The sequence below is a fragment of the Phenylobacterium soli genome (assembly GCF_003254475.1).
In the GTDB taxonomy this organism is placed as follows: Bacteria; Pseudomonadota; Alphaproteobacteria; order Caulobacterales; family Caulobacteraceae; genus Phenylobacterium; species Phenylobacterium soli.
The window spans coordinates 1511983-1528690 of the sequence record NZ_QFYQ01000001.1; the positions used below are offsets into that span (position 1 = coordinate 1511983).

Below are 16708 nucleotides of genomic sequence, written 5' to 3' on the forward strand. Positions count from 1 at the left end.
CCCCAAGAATCGGTGGTTAGCGTCCTAGCTGACCTGGAGAACGATTCGATGACGGCGGGGGCGCCCTGGAGCGTCAAAGGGATCGACCCGAAGGCCCGTGAGGTCGCGAAGGACCTTGCCCGCCGTTCCGGAATGACGTTAGGCGAGTGGCTTAACCGTATCATTCTCGAGGACGACGTGCCCGAGGAGGTCGCCTCCCAAGCCGAGATCCAGGACCAGCCGCGCCGTCCTTACGAAGCCCCGCGAGTGGAGGCGCCCCGCGTGCGCTTCGCGAGCGTGGCGCTCGGCGGCCAGCTGGGCGATCTCTCGGGGCCGATTTCCTCCGGCCCGGATCTCACCCGCGTCGCCACCGCGCTCGACCGGCTCACCGACCGTATCGAAGCCTCGGAGACGCGCACGGGCTTGGCGATCGCCGGGATCGAGCATTCCGTCCGCCAAGCCGTCGCCCGCATCGAGGCCGCCGAGCGGGAGAGCCTGGCGGTCTCCAGCCGTCTCGACGGCATGGCCGAGCGCATCGACCAGCAAGGTCTGCGCGAAGTCGCCGGCCCGCGTTCGGCCGAAGCCATCCTCGGTGTCTATGGCGAGGCGCCGGGGCAGTCTTATCCGTCCCAAGCGGGCCTCGCCGAAGAGGTCGTCGCGCGGCTGTCGGACCGTCTCGCCGAGGCCGAGGGCCGCACCACCGAAGCCCTGGAGGGCCTGCGCGGCGCCCTTGCCGCCCTCGACCATCGGCTTCGCTCGGTTGAAGGCGGCGCCAGTCTCGACGTCGAGCGCCGGCTCGACGCCCTGGCCGCGGAGCTTGGCCAGCGGGTGGAGGACGCCCGCGCCGAAGCGGTGGCGCGTCTGCAGGCGACGTCCGCGGGCGGCGTCGAACTCCGCCTCGCCGACATGGCCGAGCATGTGCGCGCCGCCGAGCAGCGCTCCGCCCAGGCCATCGAGCGCATGGGCAAAGAGGTCCTGTCGCTGGCCGAGGCGCTCAACCGCCGCCTCAACGCCGCCGAGCAGAACAGCGCCGCAGCCGTCGAACAGGTGGGCGGCGAGATCGCTCGCATCGGGGCGGTGGTCGAGAACCGCCTTTCGCGCACCGAGCAGGCGCAGGCCGACGCTCTGGAGAAGCTCGGCGCCGAGATCGGCCGTGTCACCGAGCGGCTCACCGATCGCATCGTGCAGTCGGAGCGCCGCACCGCCCAGGCGATCGACGACGTCGGCGAGCAGGTGGCGCGCGTCACCGAGCGCATGGAGAACCGCCACGAGCGGCTGGCCAATGACCTGGCCGAGCGCCTGCGCGAGAGCGAGAGACGCGCCAGCGAGCGGCTGGAGGACGCAAGGTCGGATCTGGAGACCTCGCTCGCCGGCGCCCGGGAGCGGCTGGCCGAGGTCGCCGACGAGGACGCGCCGCCGGTGCATCCCTTCGGGCCGGAGCTCTTCGCCCGCGCCGAAGCCGCCACGCCCGACATGGCCGAGGACACGGCGCCCTTCGCCGGCGACGCCCTGGCCAGCGTCGGGACCGACGATTTCGCACCGCTCGCCGAGCTTCCCGAGGATCTCGACGCCGACCTCGACGAGGACTTCGAGGACCGGGCGGCGGCCGGTGAGGAGCGGCGTCCGCTTTCGACCCGCGAGGTGATCGAGCAAGCGCGCATCGCCGCGCGGGCGGAAGCGGCGGCGCCTAAGGCGGCCCAGATCATCAGCGACCGCCGCGCGTCCGGCCGGCCCGGCGCGCGCCGCGTGTTCCGCGGACTCGGTTTCCGCACCAGCGCGCGGCCCCCTTCCACGTGGCAGACCGCCCTGATGCTGGCTGGCGGCGCGGCCTTCCTGAGCGTCGGCGCGGCCGGTGTCGTGCTGATGGAAGGCCCCGGCGCGGGCGCCCTGCCGCAGGTCGCTTCGATCCCGCTGCCGGGCTCGGCCCCCCGGGCCGCCGTGGCTTTGGCGCCCCAGCCGCTGGGGCCGACGGCGCCGGCCACCGGCGACGAGGTCGCTCCCGAACTCACGCCCGCCCGGCCGCAGCCGGCGCAGGACTATGCCGCCGCCGTGCGAGACATCGAGAGCGGCCAGGCCGGCGGCCTCGCCCGGCTGAAGACGGTGGCCGAGGACGGCTACGCCCCGGCCCAGTTCTATCTGGCCAAGCTCTACGAGACCGGCGTCTCCGGGGTGGTGAAGAACCCCGCTGAGGCGCGGCGCTGGACCGAGCGGGCCGCCGAAGGCGGTGACCGGTCGGCCATGCACAACCTGGCGCTCTACTATTTCCGGGGGGAGGGCGGATCGCAGGACCTGGCGGCCGCCGCCCGCTGGTTCCGCAAGGCCGCCGAGGCGGGCGTGGTCGACAGCCAGTACAACCTCGGCCTGCTCTACCAGTCCGGCTCCGGCGTCGAGCGCGACCTGGCGGAAGCCTACAAGTGGTTCGCCATCGCCGCCGATGGCGGCGACGCCGAGGCCCGGGCCAACGCGGTGGATTTGGAGGCCAAGCTCCCGGCGAGCCAACTCGCCGCCGCGGAGCGCGCGGCCGACGCCTACAAGCCCGTCGCCCGTAGGCCGGAGATCGCGCCCCAGGCCAAGGCTTCGCACGGCGCGACCCTGACCATGGCCCAGCGCATCCTCGGCAAACTCGGCTACTACCATGGCGCGGCCACCGGGGCGCCGTCGCGCGAGTTCAAGGTCGCGGTCGAGAACTTCCAGCGCGACCACGACCTGCCGGCCACTGGCGCGCTCGACCCGAGCACGGTCTCGCAGCTCTCGGTCTTCACCCGCTGATTTTGCGGCCTCTTTACCTCCACGGCCTTCGCGGCCATGGTCCATGCGTTGGGCAGCGACACGCATCGCGCTGACGGCCGGTTGGGCGGCCCAGGGGGACGGAATGCTGATGGACGAGGCACGCATCGTCTCGCGCGACGAGGCGCCGCCGTTTGCGCTCTGGGCCATCGCGGTCCTGGCGCTGTCGCCTTTCCCAGCATCCGCCATCGCCTATGGCTACGGCCCGCCAGACATCGCCCGGCCGGCGCTTACCCTGATCATGACGTGGACGGCGGTCGTCCTGTCGTTCCTGGGCGGGGTGCGCTGGGGCATGGAGACCCTGCTGCCGCAGCCGCGCTGGTATCGCCAGGTGATCTCGGTCCTATCGGCGCTCGCCGCCTGGCTGCTGCTGCTGGCGCGTCACCGGTTCCCGGACACCTGGATCCTCACCGGCGCCATCGCCGCCTTCCTGCTCCAGTGGCTGTTCGACCATCAGGGGCCCGACGTGCCGGCGCGCTATCCCAAGCTCTCCACCGCGATCACCGCCGCGGCCTGCGTCTCCCTGGCGGTCTGCCTCGACCAGGCGCTCCGCGCCTAGCGCCCGGCGAGGGCCTTCTTCGTCGCCGTCACCGCCTGGGCGACGGGCGAAGGCAGGTCGTCGAGGGCGAACCAGCCGAACTCGGCGTGCTTCTCCGGCTCCAGGATCTTCGGCTCGCCGTCGAAGTCCTCAGCCAGGAAGGTGGGGGCGACCCAGTGCTGGTCGTCGGCCATGTGGTCCACCACGCAAAGAAGACTGAGCGCCTTCAGCTCGATGCCCAGTTCCTCGGCGATCTCGCGCCGCGCCGTGGCCTCCACCGTCTCGAAGGGATCGACCTTGCCCCCGGGCAGGCTCCAGAAGCCGGCCTCCGGCGGCTTGAGCCGGCGGATCAGCAGCAGCTTGCCGTCGCGCAGGATGGCCGCGCCGACACCGACCTTGGGCCACATCGTCCGTTCCTCCTCCGGCGAATCCACAGCCGATCATAGGGCCGGAGACGAAAGGCCGCGCCTCGGTGGTTGGCCTTGGCCGGGACTCGGCCTTAGCCTCCGGCTGCGCTGGGGCGCCACGGAGGAACATGAAGATGTCGCTCGCCAAGAGCCTTCAGAAGGGGCTGCTCGTCGCGGCCGCCGCGATGCTGGTCGCAACGCCCGTTCTCGCTCAGGAGCCTGCGCCGGCCTCCCAACCTGCCGCGGCGCCCGTCGCAGCCGCAGCCCCGGCCGCGCCCACGCCGGCCTACGGCGAGGCGCAGATGCGATCCTTCGCCCGCGCCACCGTCGATCTTCAGCTCGTCGATCCGCGCGACGTCTCCGGCCAGGCCCGCGCCATCGAGGCCGCGGGCATGAGCGTCGAACAGTACAACCAGATGGGCGACGCCATGCGCGGGGACCCGCAGCTCGCCGCCCGCCTCAACCCCTATCTCGCCAACGCCCGCGCCGAGCGGCCGGCGATCCCGGGCTATACGCCCAACGCGTATGCGCGCTCCTATTCCTCGAGCTACCGCCCGGCGGTCCATCACACCTCGAGCCGGGCCTCGAAGAGCCATGCACGCAAGGGCAAGGCGAGCCGCGCCTCGCGCCGCGGCCACAAGGCCGCGTCCAGCCGCCATGCCAGGTCGACGAGCCACAAGAAGACCACGGCGCATCACTCCACGACGCACCGCAAGCGCCATCGATGACGGGCGCTAGAAGCCCCGGGCGTCGAGCCAGTCGCCGACCGCGGTCGTCGCCTTGGGCAGCAGGTCCGGCCGGTCTGCGTAATAGTGGTCGGCGCCCTCGATCTGGACGATCGACTTGTCCTTGGAGCCCACGGCGTCGAACAGGCGCTGGGCGTGGCTCGGCGTGCAGGCGAGGTCTGCGGTGTTGTTGATCACCAGCACCGGGCAGGAGATGCGGGCGGCGTTCTTCTCGCCGTTCGCCCGGCTTTCGTCGTAGCTCCACTGCGAGAGCCATGAGCGCAGGGTGGTGAAGCGGCCCAGGCCCACCGGCCCGTCGTTCACGATCTTCGGATCGCCCAGGTAGCAGGTGTAGGGCTTGCGGTCGGACGGATCCTGGCTGGGATCGGTCCAGCGGACGTCGGCCATGGTGCCCTGGACCACGAAGCAGCGCTCCGCGTCGGGCTCTCCCTGGGCCTTGAGCTGCGCCAGCTGATCCTTCGCCCACGCGGTGATCCGGCGGTTGCGGGCGATCTGGCCGGCGCGGAAGCGGGCGACGAACTCGGCCGAATAGGGCGGTTTGTCGGGGCAGGCGGGGTCGTAGATGTTGAGCGAGGGGTCGCGCTCGAAGGGCCGGCTCTCGTCGAGGATCGAGGGGTCCATCCATTCGGTCATGGTCACCGAGCGGCTGATATGGGCCGCCAGCAGCAGGACGCCGTCGGCCGGCTGCAGGCCCGCGCCGACCAGGTCGACCTCATCTCCCGCCGGGGTGTGGGTGATGGTCGGGCGCTCCGCCTGGTCCTGGTAGAACATCGACAGCGAGCCGCCGCCGGACCAGCCGCCGAGCACCACCTTCTCGTAGCCGAAGCGCTGCTTCAGGTCGGCGATGCAGGCGCCCAGGTCGAGGACGCACTTCTCCATGATCAGGGCGGTGTCGTTCCCGCGGTAGCGGGGGTTGCAGTAGATGACGTGGCGCCCGGCGCGTGCGAGGGCGGTGACCAGCGGCAGGAACGCGCCACCTCCCACCGGATGGCTGAACAGGATCACGGTCTTCGATTCGCCCGTGTCCGGGCGCACGCGCATGCACTCGACGAACACCTGACCGGTCGGGCCGCCATAGACCTCCTTCAGCTTGCTGGTGTCCTTGTGGACGAAGCCGTAGGCCTCCCGAACCACCGCCATCCCGATCTCCCTTGGATTTTCCGCGTGTGCCGCCGGCGGCTTGTCGCGCCCCCGATTTCTGACTATGAAATCAGGAAATCTGATCGGAGAGTCAATCTCGATGACGATCCATGCCATTCCGGCCGCGACCGCCAAGGGTGGCGCCACAGCCGCGCGGATCCGTCAGGTGGCGCTGGACCAGTTTTCCCGGCTCGGCTTCGAGCGGGTCACGATGGGCGGCATCGCTCAGGCGGCGAAGGTCTCCCAGCCCACGCTGCACTACCACTTTCAGGATAAGTCGTCGCTCTGGCGCAGCGCCATGCTCGAGCTCGGCGCAGTGATCGCCGAGGAAGAGCGGGCCATGTCGGCCGCGCGCGATGCGCCGGCCATCGTCCAGCTGCGCATGGCCATGCGCATGTTCCTGCAGATCAGCTGGAAGCACCCCGCGCTGGGGCGGATCGTGATGCTCGAAGGCATGGCCGGCGGCGAGCGGCTGGAGTGGCTTGATCAGCACCTGATCGGCCCGCGCAACCGCCGCCTCGTCGCCGTCGCCCGGGAGGCGATCGCCGCCGGCGACCTCAAAGCCCATCCCCCCGAACAGCTCGTCATCACCCTGCACACAGGGGCCGTGGGTGTGATCAACCTCGCCCCGCTGATGCGCACCAGCTTCGGGCTCGATCCCGAGACCGCCGCGGCCCGCGCCGCTCACGACGAAATGGTTCTGGACGCCCTCTTCGGAGGCTTCCTCACCGAGAAGGGCAGAGCCGCCCTGGAGACCCAGTCATGACCCAGCAACAGCCGAACGGCATCCACCACCTTGCCATCATGGCGGCCGACATCAAGAAGCACATCGAGTTCTTCTCGCAGGTCATGGGCTGCCCGCTCGTGGCGCTCTTCGACATGCATGGGGTGCCCGGCGGCCTGCACGCCTTTCTCAAGCTGAACGACCACTCCTATTTCTCGATCGTCCAGCTGCCGGACGTCGACAAGATCCCGATCGAGATCGGCAAGACCCACTCCGGCTCCGGCGCCCTGCCCAGCGCCGCCGGCACGCTGCAGCACCTGGCGTTCGGCGTGGAGAGCGAAGCGGCGCTGCTCGCCATGCGCGACCGGATCCGCAGCCACGGCGTCAACGTGATCGGGCCGCTCGACCACGGCATGTGCAAGTCGATCTACTTCGCCGGCCCGGACCAGATGACGCTGGAGGTCGCCACCTCGCAGGAGGCGGTGGACCCGAAGATGTGGATCGACCCGACGACCCTGGCCAAGGCGGGCATCTCGGCCGATGAGGCCGCCCGCTACAAGGCGCCGGCCGCCTACGCCGGTCCCTCGCCCGTGCCGCAGCCGGCGTACGATCCCGCCAAGCCGCACATGGTCTACCCGAAGGAGGTCTATGAGCGGATCCTCCAGACCCCCGACGAAGTCATCACCCAGACCGGCTCCTACAGCGCCCCGCCGGTCGGCGAGCCCGCCTGACACGGCGTGCCTGCGACGGGCGGGGTTCTGGTCTAGTCGGGACTTAGGGACTTCCAGCCGATGGCGTGCACGCGCCCGCGGCCCAGGGCGCCGGCGATCGGCGGCCGTGCGAAGAGGCCGGCGAAAGCCGCGTCGCGCACGTTCAGCCCCCCGGCATAGGCGCCGAAGGCGGGCAGGACGACCCGTTGACCGTCAGTGACGAAGCAGCGCCGCCGCACGGAGCCGCGCGCACCGCGCACTTTGGCGGCTGGATGCAGGTGGCCGGCCGCCTCGGCCCGTTGCGGTCCTTCTCCCGGCTCGTGGCGAAGGGTGAGGCCGGCGACGACGATCTCGTCCACGATCTGGCCGGGAAGCGCCTGAGGTCCGTCGGCGTCGTGGTTACCGACCACCCAGATCAGCTCTCGTCCCTTGGCAAGGCCTGTCAGACTCGCGGCGTCTCTGGCCGCAAGCCGGTCCTCCGAGCGCCGGTCGTGGAAGGTGTCGCCCAGGAGGATCACCCGGGCCGGCGCCAGCTCCGCCACCTCGGCCCCGAGCCGCGCCAAGGTCTCGGCGGTGTCGTAGGGCGGCAGCATCTGGCCGCGGGCGGCGTAGGACGACCCCTTCTCCAGGTGCAGATCAGCGACCACCAGCGTCTGCTCGACCGCGAGCCACATGGCCCCCGAAGCGCGCAGCGTCGCTTCCGCCCCGCCGACCGCCACCTTCAGCGAGCCGCAGGGCGCGACGGCGAAATCGTAGACGAAGGCGGCTTCGCTCACTGGATGGCCTCGGCGATCAAGTCGGCTTCCGCCTCGGCCAGCATGATCTCGCCGGCGTGCCCCGGCGACCGCTCCTTGCCGATCTCCAGCAGGATCGGCACCGAGAACGGCGACAGGTGATCGAGGCGAGCGTGCCGGATCCGGCCGCGGATGCGCGCCAGCATCTGCGCCAGCCGCGCCACGTCGATGAGGCCGGTCGCCGCATCCGCCCGTGCGCAGCGCAGCAGCAGGTGGTCCGGCTGATGGCGGCGCAGCACGTCGTAGATCAGGTCGGTGGAGAAGGTGATCTGGCGGCCCGTCTTCTGCTTGTCCCCCGGGAAGCGGCGCTCGATGAGGCCGGCGATGATCGCGCAGCCCTTGAAGGCCCGCTTCATCATAAAGCTCTCGGCGAGCCAGTCCTCGAGGTCGTCGCCCAGCATGTCCTCGGCGAACAGCTCGCCGAAATCGAGCCCGTCCAGCGGATTGAGCGCCCAGACCGCCAGGGCGTAGTCGTTGCACACGAAGCCGAGCGGCGCCGCGCCCACCCGCTCGAGCCTTCGGGTCAGCAGCATGGCGAGGGTGGTGTGCGCCAGCCGGCCCTCGAAGGGGTAGCAGACCATGAAGTGACGCTTCCCGCGCGGGAAGGTCTCAAGCAGCATCTCGTCCTCCCCCGGGATCACCGAGCGGTCGCGCTGGACCTCCAGCCACTCGCGCACGTCGGCGGGCAGCACCTTCCAGTGCTCCTGGTCGGTCATCAGCTGACGCACCCGCTTGGCCAGGAAGGTGGAGAGCGCGAACTTCGAACCGCCCCAGGAGGGCATCTTGGCGTCGGCGTCGACCGCCGGCTGCACGAGGACGTCGAGATTGGTGATCCCGGCGAGCCGCCAGACCTGGCCGGCGAAAACGAAGGTGTCGCCGGGCTCCAGCATCTCCACCATGCCTTCTTCGATCTCGCCGACCTTGCGGCCGGGCTGTCCGCGACGGCTGGCGATCCGCACGGCGAGCATGGCCGGCGAGACGATGGCTCCGACGTTGAGCCTGTGGCGCTGGGCGGTCTCGGGATTGCGCACCTTCCAGAGCCCCTCGGGCGTCTTCACGATCCGGCGGAAGCGGTCGTAGGTCTTGAGCGCGTAGCCGCCCGTGGAGACGAAATCGACCACCTGCTCGAAGTCTTCCCAGGCGAGGTCGCGATAGGGGCCGGCGGTCGTCACCTCGTCATAGAGCTGCAGCATGTCGAAGGGCTCGGAACAGGCGCAGCCCATGACGTGCTGGGCCAGCACGTCCAGCGCCCCCTCGCGGGGCGGATCGCCGTCGAGCACGTTCTGGGCGATCGCCTCGCGCGCGGCCTGGCACTCCAGCATCTCGAAGCGGTTCGCCGGCACGAACAGGGCGCGGGAGGGCTCGTCCAGCCGATGGTTCGCCCGGCCGATCCGCTGCACCATGCGCGCTGCGCCCTTGGGCGAAGCCAGCTGGATCACGAGGTCCACGTCGCCCCAGTCGATGCCGAGGTCGAGGGTCGAGGTGCAGACCACGGCGCGCAGCTCGCCCCTGGCCATCGCCGCCTCGACTTTGCGCCGCTGCTCGGCCGCCAGGCTGCCGTGGTGTAGGGCGATCGGCAGGGCGTCCTCGTTCAGCCGCCACAGCTCCTGGAACGCGAACTCCGCCTGGAAGCGGGTGTTGACGAACACCAGCGCCGTCTTCGAGCGCTTGATCGCCTCATAGACCTCTTCCATGGCGTGCTGGGCGGTGTGACCGGCCCAGGGCACCCGCCCCTCCGACAGCAGCATGTCGACGATCGGCGGCGCCCCCGCGGGGCCGACGACGAGATCGATGGCCTCGGGTCCCTTCGGCCCCGCCATCCAGCGCTTGATGACCTCGGGATCGTCCACGGTCGCCGAGAGGCCGACCCGACGCATGTTCGGCGCGAGCTGCGACAGCCGCGCCAGGTCGAGCGCCAGCAGGTCGCCGCGCTTGGACGCATGCAGGGTGTGGATCTCGTCGAGGATCACGCAGCGCAGGCTCTCGAACAGCCCGCGCGAGCCCTCCCACGCGCACAGCAGGGCCAGCTGCTCGGGCGTGGTCAGCAGGATCTCCGGCGGCTTGATCCGTTGGCGCTGGCGGCGGGAAACGCCAGTGTCGCCGGTGCGGCTCTCGGCGGTGACGGGCAGGCACATCTGGAGGATCGGCGCCATCAGGTTGCGCTCCACGTCCACCGCCAGCGCCTTCAGCGGCGAGATGTAGATGGTGTGAAGGCCGCCCGCGGTGTTGGCCGGCGCACGTTCGGAGAGCTCGATCAGCGAGGGCAGGAAGCCGGCCAGGGTCTTGCCCCCGCCGGTGGGGGCGATCAGCAGAGCATCCTTCCCCTCGCGCCCCTTTTCGATCATCGCCAGCTGGTGACTGCGCGGGCTCCAGCCACGCGCCTCGAACCAGGCCTGGAACCTGGGCGGCAACAGATCGGGAAGGTTGGCGCCCGCGTCAGCCATCATCCGCCTATAGCATGTTCCCGTTCCGTTTCGTCGATTGCAAGTTTGCTTACTCCGTAAATTGATGCAGGGTGCGCCGCTTCGAAATCAGGAACAGGCGGCCATGAACCCCAACGCGGAATTCGACGTCATCGTCTATGGCGCCAGCGGCTACACCGGCCGCCTCGTCGCCGAGCACCTGGCCAAGCGCTACGGCGTCGGCGGGGCGGTGAAGTGGGCGATGGCCGGCCGCAGCGCGGCCAAGCTCGCCGAAGTCCGCGACGCGATCGGCGCGCCCAAGGACACCCCGCTCGTGGTGGCAGACGCCGACGACACCGCCTCGCTGGAGGCGATGGTCCGCCGCGCCAAGGCGGTGATCACCACGGTCGGGCCCTATCAGCTCTATGGCGACGCCCTGGTCGCCGCCTGCGCCGCGGCCGGGACCGACTACCTCGACCTCTGCGGCGAGGTGAACTGGATGGCCAAGGTCATCGCCGCCCACGACGCCACGGCGAAGAAGAGCGGGGCGCGCATCTGCCTGTCCTGCGGCTTCGACTCCATCCCCTTCGAGATCGGCGTCTACTTCTGCGAGGAGACCGCCAAGGCCAAGCTCGGCGCGCCGGTCGCGCGCGTGAAGGGCCGGGTGCGTGCGATCAAGGGCGGCCTTTCCGGCGGTACGGCCGCCTCCGGCGCGGCGACCATGGCGGCCGTCCAGAAGGACCCCTCGGTCCTACCGATCCTGATGAACCCGTTCTCGCTGACCCCGGGTTTCCAGGGGCCGGAGCAACCGGCCGGCAACCAGGTCCAGCATGACGAGGACGTCGGAGCCGATGTGGGGCCGTTCATGATGGCGGCCATCAACACCAAGAACGTCCACCGCTCGAACTTCCTGATGGGCCATCCCTATGGCGAGGACTTCGTCTACGACGAGATGACGATCGTTGTGCCCGGTCAGCCGACCGAGTTCACGGCGCTCGGCCAGGGCGGGCCGAAGCCCGGCGAAGGACCGACCAAGGAGGAGCGGGAGACCGGCTTCTTCGACGTGGTCTTCATCGGCCTCGGCGCCGATGGCCGCCAGGTGAAGGTCTCGGTCAAGGGCGACAAGGACCCGGGCTACGGCTCGACCTCGAAGATGATCGCCGAGAGCGCCCTCTGCCTGATCGAGGACTGCCCTACGACGCCGGGCGGCGTCTGGACGCCCGGTGCGGCCATGCAGGACAAGCTGGTCAAGCGCCTGGAGCAGAACGCCGGCTTCACCTTCACCGTCGAAAGCTAGCCCAGGGCTAGAGGGTCACCAACTCGGTGTGGCCGAAACCCTTGCGGTAATCGAGGACCGAGACGACCTCGGGCGTGATGCAGAACAGCGCCATCACGTTCGGGTCGCTCGGCAGGGCGTCCCCGATCTGGGGAAACTTGGCGACGAACAGCGCGCCGACCCGCGCGAGCTCGTCGACGTCGGTGATGCGCCGCGCCCGTCCGAACAGGGAGACGCCGCGGATCTGGCCCCAGTCTTCGTAGGGCAGGTTCACAGTCAGCGACACGCGGGGGTCACGCGCCAGGTTCTGGGCCTTCGGTGAGTCCGCCGCGCAGCCGAAGAAGATGTCGAGCCCGTCGCTCACGTAGCTCACGGTCGTCGCCTGCGGCGCGCCGTCGGCGCGAAGGGTGGCGATGGTCAGATCGTTTCCTGCCCGCAGGATTTCCGCGATCTCGCCTTTCATACTTTCGGACATGGGCGACCTCCGTTTCGACGAGGCAGGTTAGGCGGAGATCGAACGGGCGCCTTGCGCTGGCTCAACGCGGCCGGGCGCTCATGCGCGTGTTGGGCGTTTCAGCCGCCATGAAGATCGCCACCTACAATGTGAACGGGGTCAATGGGCGCCTGCCTGTCCTGCTGCGCTGGCTGAAGGAGGCCGCTCCCGACGTGGCCTGCCTGCAGGAGTTGAAGGCTCCGGACGAGAAGTTCCCGCAGGCCGCCATCGAACGGGCCGGCTACGGCGCCATCTGGCACGGCCAGAAGAGCTGGAACGGCGTCGCCATCCTGGCCCGCGGCGCCCAGCCGGTGGAGACCCGCCGCGGGCTGCCGGGCGAAGCCGACGACAGCCACAGCCGCTACATCGAGGCGGCGGTCGGCGGGCTGGTGGTGGGCTGCCTCTATCTGCCCAACGGCAATCCCGCGCCTGGGCCCAAGTTGGACTACAAGCTGCGCTGGTTCGAGCGGCTGTCCAGACACGCGCGGAGCCTTCTCGACCACGGCGCGCCGGTCGTCCTCGCAGGGGACTACAACGTCATGCCCACCGACCTCGACGTCTATAAGCCGGAGCGCTGGCTGGACGACGCCTTGTTCCGCCCGGAGGTGCGCAACGCCTATGCCGACCTGGTGGCGCAGGGCTGGACCGACGCCCTGCGCGCCCTCCATCCGGGGGAGCGGATCTACACCTTCTGGGATTACTTCCGGAACGCATTCGGCCGCGATGCCGGGCTGCGCATCGATCACCTGTTGCTCAGCCCAGGACTGGCTCCGCGGCTACGCGCCGCCGGCGTCGACCGGCAGGTGCGCAGCTGGGAGAAGACCAGCGACCACGCCCCGACGTGGATCGAGCTCGCGCCCGACTAGGAGCTCGGCCTTCTCAGGCTCAGCACTCGTAATGGCTAGTCACCATCACCCGGCGGCCGATGTAAGGGTCCCACACCCACCGGCGGCTCTCGCAGACCCGCGGGTAATAGCCGTAGTCGTAGTAGCCCCGGTCGTAGTAGCCCGACGAATAGCTGCGGGAATGGTTGTCGGACAGGGCGGCGCCGATGGCGAGGCCGGCGATGCCGGCGACCAGGGCGGCCGCCGCCGCGTCGTTGCCGCGGTTGTGGTGACGATCCCAGTCGCGGTTCCAGTCGCGGCCGCGATTCCAGCCGCCGTCATAGCCGTAGCCGCCACGCCATTCTCGCGCGCTGGCGGTGGTGGGCAGGGCGGCCGCGGCCACCGCGCCGCCGAAGGTGAGCGCCGCCATCCCGGCGGCCAGAGCTTTGCGCATCGATCTCGACTCCACTCGTTCCGGCGCCTGCGCCGGATCGTGCGGCCATGGGAACACCGCCGGGCTGAACCCTCGCTGAACGGCCCCGTCAGCTTCGCCCCTCGGATTGTCGCATAGCGTTGGTCTGAGCATGGCCGTTGCGCCGGCGTCAGGGGTCGGGTTCTATCGCGCCTTCGCGGCGTCCGGGCTGGCGGCGCCTTCACTGGGGGGATGATCGCATGAGCCGTTCGCGTATCGCTGTTCTGACGGGAATTTCTTTTCTTGCGCTCGCCGGCATCGCCGCCGCCCAGAGCACGGCGGATCGGCCGATGACGCAGGAGCGCCCCGCGAGCGCCGCCGTCAGCCGCCGCGACCAGCCGGACGAGCCGCTGCAGCAGTCCGGCCCGGTGGTGGAGCGTCGCTCCAGCCGCGGCGCCGAGGCGTCCGAGCGCCGCATCGCCGACACGGACGTCGCCACCGCGCCGGTCGCCGAAGTCGCCCGCGTCACGCGCCATTCGGTGAGCGTCGGCGGCAAGTCCGTCGCCTACACCGCCACCGCCGGCACGCTCACCATCCGTGACGACGACGGCAAGCCGATCGCCTCGATGTTCTACGTCGCCTACACCGCCGATGGGATGAAGGGCGCGGCCCCGCGGCCGGTGACCTTCTTCTACAACGGCGGTCCTGGATCGGCGTCCATGTGGCTGCACATGGGCTCCTTCGCGCCGGTGCGGGTGAAGACGCCCAACGCCCAGTACGTGGGCCCGGCGCCGTTCCCGCTCGGCCCCAATCCCGATAGCCTAATCGACAAGACCGACATGGTCTTCCTCGACGCCATCGGCGCCGGCTACTCGCGCCCGCTTGGCGACACCAAGGGCGAGAAGTTCTGGGGCGTGGACGAGGACATCGACGCCTTCGCCCGCGGCATCACGCGCTACGTCACCGTCAACCACCGCTGGAACAGCCCCAAGTTCCTGTTCGGCGAGAGCTACGGCACGACCCGCTCGGCGGGCCTGGTCTATGCGCTGCAGCAGCAGGGGATGCAGTTCAACGGCGTCTTCCTGCTGTCCTCGATCCTAAACTACGGGATCCGCGACGCCGGCTTCGACCAGATCTACGTCACCTACCTGCCGAGCTACGCGGCGACGGCGGCCTACCACCACAAGATCCCGCAGCCGGCCAACCTCGACGGCTTCCTGCAGGAGGTCCGCGCCTGGGCGCGAGGGCCCTATCAGGCGGCGCTCGCCAAGGGCCATGACATCTCCGACGCTGAGCTCGACGCCACGGCGCGGCAGATGAGCGCCTACACCGGCATCTCCGTCGACTACCTGAAGCGGGTGAACCTGCGCCTGGATCTGTCGCGGTTCAGAAAGGAGCTGCTGCGCGACCAGCGGCGGACGCTGGGGCGCTATGATAGCCGCTACACCGGCTTCGACGCCGACGCGGCCGGTGAGGGGCCCGAGTACGATCCGTCCGACGTGGCGGTCTCCGGCGCCTTCATCGGCGCGGTCCACGACTATTTGGAGCGTGACCTGGGCTACCAGACCAACATGACCTATCGCCCGTCGGGGCAGGGCATCAACATGGGCTGGAACTGGAAGCACAAGGCGCCCGGCGCCCGCTTCGCCTCCAGCGTCGCCGACACCGCCCAGGACCTTGGCGCGGCGATCCGCCAGAACCCGCACCTGCACGTCTATTCGCTGAACGGGGTCTACGACATGGCGACGCCGTTCTTCGGGACGGAATACGACCTTTCCCACATGTGGCTGGAGCCGTCGCTGCGCGGCAACGTGCGGTTCGCCTACTATCCGTCGGGACACATGGTCTATCTGAACCCGGACGCCTTCCGCGCCATGCGCGCGGACGTCGCGCGGATGATCGACGAGGCGACGCGATGAGGTGGATCTCAGCCCTGGCGGCGGCTCTCGTTGTCACGCTCGCCGGCGCGGCCGAGGCTGCGCCGGAATTCCAGCCGCACGAGTTCCTGATCAAGGATTTCCACTTCCGCTCGGGCGAGAACCTGGCGGAGCTGAAGATCCACTACTGGACGGTGGGGACCCCGCATCGCGATGCGCACGGCCAGATCGACAACGCCGTGCTCATCCTGCACGGCACTGGGGGTACGGGCCGCCAGTTCACCGCCCCGCAGTTCGCTGACGTGCTGATGGTCCCGGGCGGCGTGCTGGACCCGGCGAAGTACTTCCTGATCATGCCCGACGACATCGGCCATGGCGGCTCGTCCAAGCCGTCCGACGGCCTGCGCATGAGGTTCCCCAAGTACGACTACGGCGACATGGTCGAAGCCGAGCATGCGCTCGTCACGGAGGGCCTCGGCGTGAACCGCCTGCGGCTGGTGATGGGCACCTCGATGGGTTGCATGCACAGCTTCATGTGGGGGGAGGCCTGGCCCGAGGCGGCGAGGGCGCTGATGCCGCTCGCCTGCCTGCCCATCGAGATCGCCGGCCGCAATCGGCTCTGGCGGCAGATGGCTATGGACTCGATCACCGCCGATCCGGCCTGGGCGGGCGGCGACTACAGCCAAGAGCCGGCGCAGGGCCTGCGCGGCGCGGAGAATCTGCTGATCATCGCCGGGGCGACGCCGCTGCCCCTGCAGCTCGAGCTGCCCACCGGCGAGAAGGTGAAGGCCTGGTACGAGGCCCAGCTGCCGGCGCGCCTGAATGGCCTGGACGCCAATGACCTTCTCTACGCCATCGCCGCCTCGCGGACCTACGATCCCTCCAAGGACCTCGAGAAGATCACTGCGCCGATCACCTGGGTGAACTCGGCCGACGACTTCATCAACCCGCCGGAGCTCGGCGTCGCGGAGAAGATGGCGCCCCGCCTCACGAATGGCCGCTTCGTCCTCATCCCCACGAGTCCCAAGACCCATGGCCACGGGACCCACACCTGGGCCGCGCTGTGGCAGGACGAACTGGCCGCCCTGCTCAAGCGCTCGGAATAGGGCCTCAGCCCTCCGTCACCATCCGTCGCTGGGCCGCGGAATCCCGCGCGCCCCAGCGGCGCGCGATCAGACCGTCCTCGAACTCGAACCATTCCATGGCGACGAGCTCGTAACTCTTGCCGGTGGGCTCGAGACCGGCCAGCCCGCGGAACGGCCCGACGAAGGCGCCGGTCTCGGTGAAGCGGGCGGCCACCGCCTCGCCGTCGGCCACGAGCCCGTCGATGGCGAGCTTCATCTGCAGCCCGTCGTGAAGCTCCTTCCAGACCGGCATGGCGACCTCGTCGATGTTCCCCCAGCCCAGCACCCCGCGGATCGTCGCGTTGGACGCGAACAGACGCCGCAGCGTAGGCCAATCGCCGGCGTTGAACGCCTCCACATAGCTGGCCACCACGGCCTTCCGGGCCTCCGCACTCATCGCGCCGCTCCTTGCTGATGTCGCCGATGAGCTAGGCGCGCCCGCGCAGGCGCGCTATGCACATGTGTGCAGGACTAT

General features: G+C 69.9%; 16 protein-coding genes. 9 read left to right on the top strand and 7 right to left on the bottom strand.

The annotated features are described in order from the left end of the window. The first annotated feature begins 177 nt into the window (after nt 1-177). Complete coding sequence (locus DJ017_RS07540) at nt 178-2748, top strand: peptidoglycan-binding protein (RefSeq protein ID WP_133255407.1); 2571 nt, start codon at nt 178-180, stop codon at nt 2746-2748. A 109-nt stretch (nt 2749-2857) separates the two neighbouring features. Then, a complete protein-coding gene (locus DJ017_RS07545; protein ID WP_165830559.1) occupies nt 2858-3325 on the top strand; it encodes a DUF3429 domain-containing protein in 468 nt (155 codons plus the stop codon). Here DJ017_RS07545 and DJ017_RS07550 read toward each other — a convergent pair. Next, the gene (locus DJ017_RS07550; protein WP_111528138.1) at nt 3322-3711 is read right to left on the bottom strand and encodes an NUDIX domain-containing protein; all 390 of its coding nucleotides are present in this window, start codon (nt 3709-3711) and stop codon (nt 3322-3324) included. The two genes, DJ017_RS07545 and DJ017_RS07550, sit on opposite strands and share 4 nt — an antisense overlap. Before the next feature lie 134 nt (nt 3712-3845). Between DJ017_RS07550 and DJ017_RS07555 the strand changes: the two genes are divergently transcribed. After that, entirely contained in the window at nt 3846-4439 is a 594-nt protein-coding gene (locus tag DJ017_RS07555) for a DUF4168 domain-containing protein (protein ID WP_227000060.1), read from the top strand. Between the two features lie 6 nt (nt 4440-4445). Here DJ017_RS07555 and DJ017_RS07560 read toward each other — a convergent pair whose 3' ends face one another. Then, entirely contained in the window at nt 4446-5597 is a 1152-nt protein-coding gene (locus DJ017_RS07560; protein ID WP_111528140.1) for an alpha/beta hydrolase family protein, read from the bottom strand. Nucleotides 5598-5697: 100 nt separating this feature from the next. Between DJ017_RS07560 and DJ017_RS07565 the strand changes: the two genes are divergently transcribed. Together DJ017_RS07565 and DJ017_RS07570 are read left to right on the top strand one after the other, a co-directional pair. Next, nucleotides 5698-6363, top strand: a complete 666-nt coding sequence (locus DJ017_RS07565) for a TetR/AcrR family transcriptional regulator (RefSeq protein WP_165830560.1) — start codon at nt 5698-5700, stop codon at nt 6361-6363. Next, nucleotides 6360-7052, top strand: a complete 693-nt coding sequence (locus DJ017_RS07570) for a VOC family protein (protein ID WP_111528142.1) — start codon at nt 6360-6362, stop codon at nt 7050-7052. The genes DJ017_RS07565 and DJ017_RS07570 overlap by 4 nt, the downstream gene beginning before the upstream one ends. 32 nt (nt 7053-7084) lie before the next feature. Here DJ017_RS07570 and pdeM read toward each other — a convergent pair whose 3' ends face one another. Beyond that, nucleotides 7085-7807, bottom strand: coding sequence for a ligase-associated DNA damage response endonuclease PdeM (pdeM, locus tag DJ017_RS07575; RefSeq protein ID WP_227000061.1), 723 nt, complete (start codon nt 7805-7807; stop codon nt 7085-7087). Then, nucleotides 7804-10269: a ligase-associated DNA damage response DEXH box helicase gene (locus DJ017_RS07580; protein WP_111530012.1), complete on the bottom strand. Its 2466-nt coding sequence runs from the start codon at nt 10267-10269 to the stop codon at nt 7804-7806. The genes pdeM and DJ017_RS07580 overlap by 4 nt, the downstream gene beginning before the upstream one ends. Before the next feature lie 103 nt (nt 10270-10372). On the opposite strand from DJ017_RS07580, the gene DJ017_RS07585 reads away from it, so the two are divergent. Beyond that, on the top strand, nt 10373-11524 hold the full coding sequence (locus DJ017_RS07585) for a saccharopine dehydrogenase family protein (protein ID WP_111528143.1): 1152 nt from the start codon (nt 10373-10375) through the stop codon (nt 11522-11524). Between the two features lie 7 nt (nt 11525-11531). Here DJ017_RS07585 and DJ017_RS07590 read toward each other — a convergent pair whose 3' ends face one another. Further along, nucleotides 11532-11978 carry a pyridoxamine 5'-phosphate oxidase family protein gene (locus DJ017_RS07590; protein ID WP_111528144.1) on the bottom strand — a complete coding sequence of 149 codons (447 nt, stop codon included), beginning with the start codon at nt 11976-11978 and terminating at the stop codon, nt 11532-11534. A 107-nt stretch (nt 11979-12085) separates the two neighbouring features. Between DJ017_RS07590 and xth the strand changes: the two genes are divergently transcribed. After that, the gene (xth, locus tag DJ017_RS07595; RefSeq protein WP_111530013.1) at nt 12086-12862 is read left to right on the top strand and encodes an exodeoxyribonuclease III; all 777 of its coding nucleotides are present in this window, start codon (nt 12086-12088) and stop codon (nt 12860-12862) included. A gap of 19 nt (nt 12863-12881) precedes the next feature. Here xth and DJ017_RS07600 read toward each other — a convergent pair whose 3' ends face one another. After that, a complete protein-coding gene (locus tag DJ017_RS07600) occupies nt 12882-13274 on the bottom strand; it encodes a hypothetical protein (protein WP_111528145.1) in 393 nt (130 codons plus the stop codon). 218 nt (nt 13275-13492) lie between these two features. Between DJ017_RS07600 and DJ017_RS07605 the strand changes: the two genes are divergently transcribed. Both DJ017_RS07605 and DJ017_RS07610 read left to right on the top strand, forming a co-directional pair. Beyond that, complete coding sequence (locus DJ017_RS07605; RefSeq protein WP_227000062.1) at nt 13493-15151, top strand: S10 family peptidase; 1659 nt, start codon at nt 13493-13495, stop codon at nt 15149-15151. After that, nucleotides 15148-16215 (top strand): alpha/beta fold hydrolase, encoded by a 1068-nt coding sequence (locus DJ017_RS07610; RefSeq protein ID WP_111528147.1) that lies wholly within the window; start codon nt 15148-15150, stop codon nt 16213-16215. Before DJ017_RS07605 ends, DJ017_RS07610 begins: the two co-directional genes overlap by 4 nt. A gap of 4 nt (nt 16216-16219) precedes the next feature. Here the strand turns inward: DJ017_RS07610 and DJ017_RS07615 are convergent, their stop codons facing one another. Continuing rightward, complete coding sequence (locus DJ017_RS07615; RefSeq protein ID WP_111528148.1) at nt 16220-16630, bottom strand: ester cyclase; 411 nt, start codon at nt 16628-16630, stop codon at nt 16220-16222. Nucleotides 16631-16708 lie beyond the last annotated feature (78 nt).